7 protein-coding genes and 1 pseudogene are annotated in these 10,284 nt (G+C 41.8%); 3 read left to right on the top strand and 5 right to left on the bottom strand.

Annotated features, from left to right (window positions below; translation table 11 throughout):
- Positions 1-219, bottom strand: a 219-nt coding sequence (locus tag Q3C15_RS05315; RefSeq protein ID WP_302704575.1) for a PTS sugar transporter subunit IIB, incomplete at its 3' end; no start/stop codon positions are given.
- Positions 220-425: 206 nt separating this feature from the next.
- Positions 426-3,245 carry a sigma 54-interacting transcriptional regulator gene (locus tag Q3C15_RS05310; RefSeq protein ID WP_302704574.1) on the bottom strand — a complete coding sequence of 940 codons (2,820 nt, stop codon included), beginning with the start codon at positions 3,243-3,245 and terminating at the stop codon, positions 426-428.
- A 203-nt stretch (positions 3,246-3,448) separates the two neighbouring features.
- On the opposite strand from Q3C15_RS05310, the gene Q3C15_RS05305 reads away from it, so the two are divergent.
- The 3 genes from Q3C15_RS05305 (at position 3,449) to Q3C15_RS05295 (ending at position 7,500) form a co-directional block, all read left to right on the top strand.
- Complete coding sequence (locus Q3C15_RS05305) at positions 3,449-5,212, top strand: AarF/ABC1/UbiB kinase family protein (RefSeq protein WP_283577466.1); 1,764 nt, start codon at positions 3,449-3,451, stop codon at positions 5,210-5,212.
- Positions 5,213-5,300: 88 nt separating this feature from the next.
- Entirely contained in the window at positions 5,301-5,732 is a 432-nt protein-coding gene (locus Q3C15_RS05300) for an Hsp20/alpha crystallin family protein (protein WP_064208584.1), read from the top strand.
- 235 nt (positions 5,733-5,967) lie between these two features.
- The gene (locus Q3C15_RS05295; protein WP_302704573.1) at positions 5,968-7,500 is read left to right on the top strand and encodes an MFS transporter; all 1,533 of its coding nucleotides are present in this window, start codon (positions 5,968-5,970) and stop codon (positions 7,498-7,500) included.
- A 150-nt stretch (positions 7,501-7,650) separates the two neighbouring features.
- On the opposite strand, the gene Q3C15_RS05290 is transcribed toward Q3C15_RS05295, so the two are convergent.
- The 3 genes and pseudogenes from Q3C15_RS05290 to Q3C15_RS05280 all read right to left on the bottom strand — a co-directional run.
- The gene (locus Q3C15_RS05290; protein WP_302704572.1) at positions 7,651-9,264 is read right to left on the bottom strand and encodes a malonate decarboxylase subunit alpha; all 1,614 of its coding nucleotides are present in this window, start codon (positions 9,262-9,264) and stop codon (positions 7,651-7,653) included.
- Positions 9,265-9,266: 2 nt separating this feature from the next.
- A complete protein-coding gene (locus tag Q3C15_RS05285; RefSeq protein WP_302704576.1) occupies positions 9,267-9,815 on the bottom strand; it encodes a DMT family transporter in 549 nt (182 codons plus the stop codon).
- Positions 9,813-10,229, bottom strand: a pseudogene (locus Q3C15_RS05280) (DMT family transporter); the annotation flags it as partial. The gene Q3C15_RS05285 and the pseudogene Q3C15_RS05280, both read right to left, overlap by 3 nt.
- Positions 10,230-10,284: the final 55 nt, after the last annotated feature.

Below are 10,284 nucleotides of genomic sequence, written 5' to 3'. Positions count from 1 at the left end.
TGAGTCCTGATTAATCCGAATCACCTTCTGAATCGGAACGATATGGGTTCGCAGTCCAGGCGGTGAAGCCTGCTTAATCAGCGTTTTTCGAATCGCATCCTGAGCCACGCTATCAGACGCAACGATGATTCTGTCAATTTTCAGAACCCGTGCCCAATTCGTTGCAACCTGACCATGCAGCAACCGGCTATCAATTCGAAGCAATTGAACTTGAAGCATAAGGATCACACTTTCGTTATTGGAAACTGGCTTAATAATGAGTAAAATAATTGCTAATAATCAGCCATTCACCAAATTGTTTTGCCTTACACTAAACAATAAGCAAAAAGCGTGCCAACTTTGTGTATCTTTTGAAAACGCTTTTATATCAATGATAAAAAACGCTTGATACACTTCGGGTTGTGTATCAAGCAATTCATTAATCATTATTGTTTTTGTGTATCAATCAATTTGACAACATAATACACTTCTTCTTCAGGCAAAGTAATATTCAAACTTTCCGCTAGCATTTGGTTAGCCTTGACTACCATTGGATAAACCGGATCACCCCGAACCTCTTCAATTTGAATATCCTGTTGAACCGTCAATTCACTTTGAGTTAAAATCCGTTCGATTACCCCGGCCAAATGCATACTCAAATTAACCTTTAATGAATTTTTCAGTTTCACTGGGCCTTTTTCAACTACCTTACAGTATTCCCACAGAACCGCGGTAACTTTTTCCGGATTAAGAAAAGTAAAATACTGTCCCAAATAATGCTGAATTCTTTCCTTTGCCATTTCCTCCGAAGTTTCTAATTGATTTTCAGCTTCAATGTTATTCGTAAAATTCTCAATTGCGGTAATAAACTGTTCGCCGCCGCCTTGAAGCAGTTTTTCAAGCGAAACAAACGGAACGCTAAGGTGTGGCCGGGCAATTCCCGTAACCGCCACAATCCGGTAGTCCTTTTGGATCTTCGCAATCTGCTGCTCCATATCAACAACGGAAATCGGCAAGACAACAATATCATCAATCAAATGATCCACTAAAATACTATCCAGCATCTTTTTGATCTTGACTGCCGTCCCCTGACCAGTTGAACAAATTGCCAAAATGGCCTTCGGTTGTTGGTCAGTCATCACATCGGTCTGCTTTGGTAAATGTTGAACCCCAGTTTTTTCCCGTTCCGTCGTCCGTGAGTAACCACTGAATTCTGAAATTTCCCGATAAACGTTTTCCAAGTCACTATCGATCAGCGAAGTTTTTCGGGCCGTTTCTAAAACTAACGCCGTCGTTACCATATCAACAGATTTAACTTTGATCCCGGTATGCTCGCTGATTTTTTCGTCAAAGGTACTCAGCGACCCCATATCAACCAGCAAAATCACACCATTCCCCGAATCCACCTGGCGAACCTTCTCTTCGATTCCCTTTAACGCTTCTTGCGGACTCATATCAAGCGACATATCAAACGCCGTTAAGTTATCCGGATTCAGTAACTGGTCGACAACCTGAACCATTGAAGAAGCCGTGCTGTTTCCATGAGCGGCAACCACGACCCCGACTTTCCCGTTTTGCTTTTCAGCCTGAAGGGAAATCAGTAAAACTGCTAAATAGTACAGCTCCGAATCTGGAACCGGCAAATGATAATGGTTCTCAATTTCATCCTTGACAAGCTTGGCATATTCAAATTCTTGCGGATAGTCCTGAACCATCGAAATCATATTCGGGGCAACTTTCCGCAATGGCTTTCCTGATTCGACCCGCTTGATAAATGAACTGATATGCAGACTCATTGCATAAAGGAAATTCGTTGAAATCTGATAACCGGCATCCTTTAAAATCTGCTTTAACCGATTCGTCAAATCGACAACATCCTGATCCACGATTTCATACAGGTCATCTTGATCCCGCTCCAAATGCTTATCAGAATAGAACCCTTTAAGGTGAACATTGATGTCCGTCATAATGAAATTATTGATTGCCTCTTGGTCAAGCCCCTCTTTACTCAACAATGCTGCTTTATCGCCAATGATTTCGTACAGATTATATGGTAATTCATAGTTATCTTCATCATTGATCAACGCAGTCGAATCATCCGGCGCAACCGCCATTTGCGGATCCATCATTTTGGCCAAGTCGCCAAATTGTTCCCGATCATTTGCCAGGCGCGAAAGGCCATCTTTAATATTTGGCGGAAGCTGCTCAAAGTGCAGGTAAATGGCATCCTTTTCCTGAATATTATTCAAGAATCCTTGCGCACAAACTAATTGAACATTTGATTTTAATTGACCAACGTTCCCATAAGTTACACTGCCAATCAATGACCGGGCAACGTCTTCGTCAAAGTAAATTTTCTTATGGATTCGGTTAGCTTCAATCAACAACATTTGTTTCAACAAACCAAACCGTTCCCGCATTGTCCGGGAATTAAAGCTCGGCATTTGAACAACGATTGGAATCCGACGAACAAACGTCGCTAACAGTGAGCTTTCAGGATCTTCCGTCGTTGCACAGATCAGCCGCAAATTAGCGTGGTGGGCCTTGTCCGTTTCTCCTAAACGTGAATATGTTCCATGATCCATTAAATAAAAAATCATTTCTTGGCCTTCCGGTGGCAACCGGTGAACTTCATCTAAGAATAAAATTCCGCCATCGGCCTTTTGGATCAATCCTTCTTGATCCTCATTTGCCCCGGTAAATGCTCCCTTAACATACCCAAACAAATGTGACATTAAAAGTTGCGGGTTATGGGCGTAATCAGCACAGTTAAACGTTGTTAAGCGCGGATTACTGATCACTCCCTGGTTACATGCAAACTGGTTCATTGCATTCGCAAAGTACGTTTTCCCCGATCCAGTCGGCCCCGTAATCAACACATTCAAGCCATGTGGCGGGTATAAAATGGCTGCCTTCGCCTGTTCGATTTGATTTTTAAGACTGCTCGTTCTTCCAATTAAATGGTCAAAAATATCATCTTGATGATCTTTTTGATCTTTGTTCGCAATTTTCGGCGCCTGATCCTTGGCCTTCTTTTCTTTTGAAGTTGAAGCAATTGCCGGTTGAGCCTGATCAGCAAAAAAGTATTTGACCGGCCGGGTTGCCGTTTTCGCAAGTTTTCCTTCCTTTACCAAAACATTCAGTTCTTTACTGGCATTTGTCCGAACCAGATCTAAATCCATTGCGACCTTTGAAGTCGTTACTCCTTGAGGTGCATTCGGCAAGACGGTTTTCAAATACTCCCAAACCTTTTCTTTGCGTTTCAAAATTTTACCTCCTCATGACTCCTTTTTGTGTATTAAATTCATCGTTCTTTGCTATGATAGCGTTTACTATTTCAGTGTATCATCTTCATTATCAAAATTAAAGAACCGTTTTCATCTTTGTGTATCAAGCGTTTGCCTTTTCGCGGCTCTCAATTAAATGGTAAAATTAGTTTAACAAAATCGATCTTAAAGGGGTTTTAACAATGACCGAAACGGCAGTTACAATTACGCGCAAAGATAAACGGACCCGGCTTCTTCATATTATCCGGATCATGCGCAATTACAATATGCTTCATAACTTTGTCCATCAGACTCATCCGGCTGAATTTCGCGAAGCGCTTGAAGAACTTGGACCAACCTTTATCAAGGCCGGCCAGTTGCTTTCAACCCGGCCAGATTTAATTTCACCCGAATATATTCAAGAATTGCGGAAATTGCAGGATAACGTCCAAGTCGACGATTTTCAAACGGTTGCTGCAACCTTTAAAAAGCAAACTGGAAAATCGATTGCCGATACGTTTGCCTCATTTGATCAAAAGCCGTTTGCTTCCGCATCAATCGGCCAAACCCACCATGCAACCCTTAAAGATGGAACCGAAGTGGTGGTGAAGATCCAACATCCCGCCGTTGAAGAATTAGTTCGAACGGACCTGGCTCTTTTCCGCAAGGCCCTTTCGATTTTAAAATTCGTCCCCGATATTGAAGTCATTGACGTTCATGAAACCCTTGATGAAATTCGAATGGCATTACTGAATGAGATCAATACGCAGGTTGAAATCCAAAACGGAATTGAATTTTATAAGCTTAACAACCGGGATGGAATCATCCGCGTTCCAAAAGTGTATCAACAATATTCAACTTCAAAAATTCTGGTCAACGAAGCAATGCGCGGAAAAAGCATTAAGTATCTCATTCAACAAACGGCTGAACCCGAGACCCAGGCAGCAAAAGAACTGACAGCAACGAAAAAGTACGTTGCGAAAACGCTCGTTCAAAACTTTATTAAACAGGTTTTCGTTGATAATTTCTTTCATGCCGATCCACATCCCGGCAACATTCTTTTTCATCGTTTAAGTTATCGTGAAGAAATCAATGAAAAACAAAATTTCGAACCGCAGCACCACTATGCGAAGAAAATTGGTAAAAACGAAATTCAAGTTGAAACCGGCGAATCTCTTCCGCCATATCGGTTAACCTACCTTGATTTTGGAATGATGGGGCGGCTGACTCCAGCTCTAGTGGACGGAATCGCCAACATTATTTTGGCGTTGAATACTAAAAACTCGCGTAAAATCGGCGAAGCGGTTTTAAATGTTTGCAATCGGGTCGGCGACGTGGACGAAGAAAGCTTCTATGAAGACTTAGGGAACTTTATCACACCGTATTTGAAAATGGGCGTGGGGGAAATTGATTTTGCAACGACCCTGTACCAGATCATTACCCTTTGTCACCAAAATAACCTCCAAATGAAACCGGAAGTTACCCTTTTGTTCAAAGCCTTTGGAACCCTTGAAGGAATCGTTGCCCAACTTGATCCTGAATTATCGATCATGGATATTGCCCGGCCGTTTGGAGTCAAATATTTAAAACAAAAATTCAACCTTAAAAACTCCGTTGAAGACCTTGCATGGCAGACCCTGCAAACGGCTAAGGAACTTCCAACCGTTCCCCAAAAGTTAAACCAACTGCTTGACATTATGAATGCTAATCAAGCCCGGCTAACCCTTAAACTGAAAGATCAAAATAAAATTCTTTACCGGCTGGACCAAATCGTTAACCGCATCATGGTGACAATTATTCTTGCGGCCGTTATCCTCGGCTCATCAATGCTTGTTCAGGGAAGCCACGGAAACACCCCCGTCTATAACCTTGGAGTGACCGGTTTTATCGTCTCGCTGATCGTTATTATTCTAATGACCCTTGGGGGAATTCATCGGCATTTAAAAGATAAAAAGAAATTGAAGTAAAATAAATTGTGCCAGGCTGATTAATTGTATTCGCTTACGTTCCGCGGTATGATAAAGATGTAAGGGATATAGGAAAGGATGTAATCATATGAGTAATGATTTAATGAATCGGTTTAATCGGTTAGCAAACAGTGATGATTTCTTCAATAATTTCGGTCGTTCATTCTTTAACAGCTGGAACAATGAAATGAAATCATTAAAGAGTGATATTAAAGAAACAGATAAAGAATACATCGTTAAAATCGATATGCCAGGGGTTGACAAGAAAGACATCGCATTGAACTTTAAGGATGATGTCTTAACGGTTGATGCCAAACGTGACTCATTCAGTGATGAAAGTGATCCAAAAGGCAACATCATCACCAGTGAACGCGATTATGGAACTTACAGCCGTTCATACCGGTTGCCGCAAGTTGACGGCAAGGCAATCTCTGCCAAATATGAAGACGGTGTTTTGACGGTTACATTACCAAAAACCAAGGAAGAAATTGACAAGAATCACAACATTCAAATTGACTAGGTGGTTTGAAAATCCTCTAAGTTAGAATTAATCTACTAATAAGAAGGCTGGATCAAAATCCAGTCTTTTTATTTTTATCCATTTTTGTTGACAAGCAACATAATTAAAAATATAATAAGTTGCGTCAAATGTGATTCGATAACGTGAGCATTCTTCCATTTTGAAGAACGTTTCACTTATTAAAAATAAGGGCTATAATAACTTAGTCAAATTCATTATAGAAAGTGGGTAAAAGATGGCTGTAAAACAAAAACAAGAGAAGCAAACAAGTTGGCTTGTTTTGATCGCAATCGGCATGGGGATCTTAATGGCGATGCTTGATATTACGATCGTCAACGTTGCGCTTCCAACAATTCAACACGAATTTCACACAAGTTACGTTTCAACCCAATGGATCGTGAATGCCTATACTGCAACGTATGCCATTTCGATTCTTTTGATCAGTAAACTCGGCGATATGTATGGGAAGAAACTTTTCTTCCTGCTCTCAATGGGAATCTTTACCGCCGGATCATTATTATGCGCAATTGCCCCGAATAGTTTATTCTTAAATATTTCCCGGGGAATCGAAGGCGTCGGCGGTGCCGGAATCTTAGGGTTATCGATGGCGCTGATCGGTGATAACTATGAAGGAAAACAACGAGCATTTATCCTTGGAATCTGGGGAAGTATCGTTGGTTTCGGAACATCGATCGGGCCGCTTGTCGGCGGCTTGCTCGTTCAATATATCAACTGGCGTTCGATTTTCCTGATCAACGTTCCGATCGGAATCATTGCCATTGGGATCGGCATCAAGTTCATTACCGAAAAGCACCATGAAGTTGACCGCCACCTTGATCTACTAGGAATGGTCTTAAGTACCGCAATGGTCTTTTGCTTAGTTCTTGGATTATTAAATAAGGAAAATAACATTACTACAAGTTGGATGACCCCGAATATTATCGGATGGATCATCGCCGGAATCATTTTACTAATCGTCTTTATCTTATGGGAAAAACATGTTCCGCATCCAATGATGAACCTTGAACTTTTCAAAAACCCTTCATTCGTTGGATCATGCATTGCTGGGTTCACGATTGCGATCGGATTATTCTCATTCTTCACATACTTAACAATCTTGATGCAAGACTACATGGGATACTCTCCGCTTGAAGTTGGTCTCCAACGGTTGATCATCAGTGCGTTCCCGCTCGTTTTAGGAGCATTTGTCGGTTATGCAGTCGGCCAGATTGGAAGCCGGTTATTTGCCAGCGGATCATTGTTAATTGAAGCCGTCGGGGTTCTTACAATGAACTTAATGCTCGGCTATCATCTTAAGTGGACATTCTTAATTCCCGCATTCATCTTTATGGGATTAGGGAACGCCGGGATCAACCCTGCAATTTCAAACGCTGCCCTTCTTGGGGTTAAACCGCAAAATATGGGAATGGCATCTGGGATTAATAATGTTTGCCGGCAGTTCGGGAATTGCCTTGGTGTCGTTATTCTTGGCTTGGTAGTCGGTGATGGTTACCAACGCAGTTTAACTGCTCATCTTGGAAACACTGAAGCTGCCCGGATCATCATTAAAGCCGGCCCGTTTTCAGGAATGACAATGGTTCAAAAATTTCATCAGATTCCTCACATCACGACCATCATCAGACATGCATACTATAACGGAATTCACGAATTGCTCTGGTTAACATTTGGAATCTTCATTATTTCAGGAATTTTATGCTGGTTCTTAATTAAAAACGCACCAAAAAAAGATATTAATTCAGAAAATTAACCAAAAAAAAAGAGGTTGTGACCAAGTCGCAACCTCTTTGCTATATCCGCGTAATCGGGTTCCAAAACAAACGAGCTGCGTGGAAGGACGCAAACCTCCGAATCTATGCTCCGCGATTCGTTCGCTTTTCTACTTCCACCACGCTCGTTTTTACTGTTTTGTCACACCTTCTTTTTTCACCGGCCGGTAAAGCCCATGAGAAATTTTAACTAACTCATCAATCGATTGGGCCGCAAGTAAATCCCGGGTCGCTTCTTGACGATGAATTCCAAGATCTTGTGGTGTTTGAACAATCCCTCGTTCCCGCAGAACTTGCCGTTCCTCTTCGGAACATTTCTGACCAACCGTTGTATCCCCGGCAATTGCCGCGATTGCTTGCCGTCTTTCAGTCGGGCTGTCGGTTTTATACAGATTTGCAATTCCATTTTCAGAAACGATATGCGTTGTGTCTTCACTGTAAATCATAATTGGATCAATCGCTAACCGATTCTTTAATTTCCACGCATCCAACTGATCGACAATAACCGGCTCATGATTCCACCGGCGGGAAGTCGTTAATTGAACTACCAGTTTTCTTCCTTGCTTATGAGAACTTCCAATTTGTTGGTATGAATCAGTCAGGTGCCGCCGTCCGTGCGGATCAGATCCCATGTTCGGCGCTCCGCCAAATCCGCTTAAGCGTTTGGCCGTAATCGTTGAGGCATTCCCATTCGCATCGGTTTGCAGAGTTGCACCCACAAACATATCGATCGCATACTGTCCCGCAATTTGTGCATATACCCGGTTGGATTTTAAATTTTGGCAATGATCAACCGCAAAGATATCCGGACGTTGCTGAATATACTTTTCCATTCCGGCTTCCCCGCCAAAGCAATAAATTGACTTGACCCATCCGGCTTCGATTGCAGGAATCAAAGTCGGCGTTGGATTATTGACCCAGTTCGTCGCAACTTTGCCTTTCAATCCTAGCTGTTCGCCAAACGTCGGTAATAACAACTCGATTGCCGCTGTATTATACCCGATTCCGTGATTCAGCGTTTTTACCTGATATTTGCCATAGATTCCCTTGATTGCTAACATTCCTGCCATGATTTGGTTTTCAGTGATCTTTTGCGGATCCCGGGTAAACAACGGAAACGGCTTTTCTGCCTTCGGCACCTTTACGATCAAATCGACCTGTTCCGCCGGAATATCGATCCGCGGCACCCGATCAACGATTTCATTGACCTGGGCAACGACGATCCCCGATTTAACCGCGGTCGCTTCAACCAAAATCGGCGTTTCTTCTGTGTTTTGAGCCAAATATAAATTTCCGGCAGCATCTGCCTGTGCAGCCGTAATCAATGCAACATCTGGAATTAAATCGACAAACAACCGACCATAAAGTTCAATGTAGGTATGAATATTATTGACCGTGATCTTTCCCTGATCGATCAATTCAACCAGCGCATGGCTTTGCGGCCCAGCAAATGAAAAATCAATCGACGTTGCAATACCGCGTTTAAAAAGTTCAATTTGATTTTGATCTTCAATACTTGGGATCACCATCGCCAAATCATGAACCCACCGAACATCGACCATTCCTAACGCCTGAGCTAAAAAGTGCGCTTGCTTTTGATTATCGCCTTCAAGGATCACCCGGTTCCCCGGAGATAAAATTTGTTCAAGAACATCCACGATTTCGTCCGCAGCAACCTGTTTCCCATGACGTTTAATTCTGCTTAACCTACTATTTTTATTTTCTCTTCGTTGATTCCAATTCATTTTCAAGCCCCCTTCTTTTTAAAGACAAACGGCAATGCAAGGCCGATGATCACCAAAATAGTCCCAATAATCACCGTTAGTTTCATCTGCTCATGCAAAATAATAGTTGCCAAAATCGGTGCCAAAATTGATTTGATGAAAAACGATGACGAAGCCGGAAACGATCCGGCATTTTCAACGGCGTAAAAATAACAACCGTAGCCGACCGCGGTAATTACGATTCCAATAAACAGTAAGATTCCAACATTGGCTGGGGTCAAATTTCTAATCACCGGAACACTTGAAAACATTTGAAGACTTGGAATTGCCTTAAAGAAATTACTGATCACCGAAATATGAGTAAGACCAATCACGATCCACAGCTCTACTAAACCGCACAAGAAACTCATTCCTGAAATAATAAAGCCATTGGCCCCTGGATTTTCATTCAAATACCGTTTTGAAAGAACAGTATACAATCCAAATAATGCCGAACCACTAATTGAAATTAAGATTCCCTGCCAGTTATTCAACTGGGATAGCAATTCATGCGGGCTGACAACCAGAACCATCCCGGTCAACGCAAAAAACAGGGTCCCCTTTTCAATCCCGGTTAAACGCTTATGTAAAATTAATTTTGAAAACAGTAAAACAAAAACCGGATTGCAACTGAAGATAATGGCGGCAATTGCTGCCGGCTCTAACTTTCACGAAATTTGATACATTGACATGCAACAAACAACAAAAACAAATCCAAGAAGAATAAAGTTACGCCAATCCTTCCCCGTGAATGAAATTTTTTGTCGTTTGATTTGCCGCATCATAAACGGCAAAAAGCACGCAACGGCAATCACAAACCGCCAAAAGCTAATTTGAATCCCGTTTAATCCAGTTACCTGATTGCTTGCCAACTTCAACACGATCTCCATTAAACTGAAAACCAATGCAGTTGTTAAAATACAAACATATGAAATTCTCTTTTTCATAAAATCTCTCCTATCATTGTTAACTAAAATAAGATTTATTGTTAACAATGATATT

It is taken from the genome of Ligilactobacillus sp. 110_WCHN, from assembly GCF_030518115.1.
In the GTDB taxonomy this organism is placed as follows: domain Bacteria; phylum Bacillota; class Bacilli; order Lactobacillales; family Lactobacillaceae; genus Ligilactobacillus; species Ligilactobacillus aviarius_C.
This window is presented reverse-complemented; position numbering and strand designations above follow the sequence as displayed.

Excerpts from the sequence above, each read along its gene's own strand:
- Q3C15_RS05305 (WP_283577466.1), top strand. The coding sequence starts at position 3,449 with ATGACCGAAACGGCAGTTACAATTACGCGCAAAGATAAACGGACCCGG.
- Q3C15_RS05300 (WP_064208584.1), top strand. The coding sequence starts at position 5,301 with ATGAGTAATGATTTAATGAATCGGTTTAATCGGTTAGCAAACAGTGAT.
- Q3C15_RS05295 (WP_302704573.1), top strand. The coding sequence starts at position 5,968 with ATGGCTGTAAAACAAAAACAAGAGAAGCAAACAAGTTGGCTTGTTTTG.
- Q3C15_RS05290 (WP_302704572.1), bottom strand. The coding sequence starts at position 9,264 with ATGAATTGGAATCAACGAAGAGAAAATAAAAATAGTAGGTTAAGCAGA.
- Q3C15_RS05285 (WP_302704576.1), bottom strand. The coding sequence starts at position 9,815 with ATGGTTCTGGTTGTCAGCCCGCATGAATTGCTATCCCAGTTGAATAAC.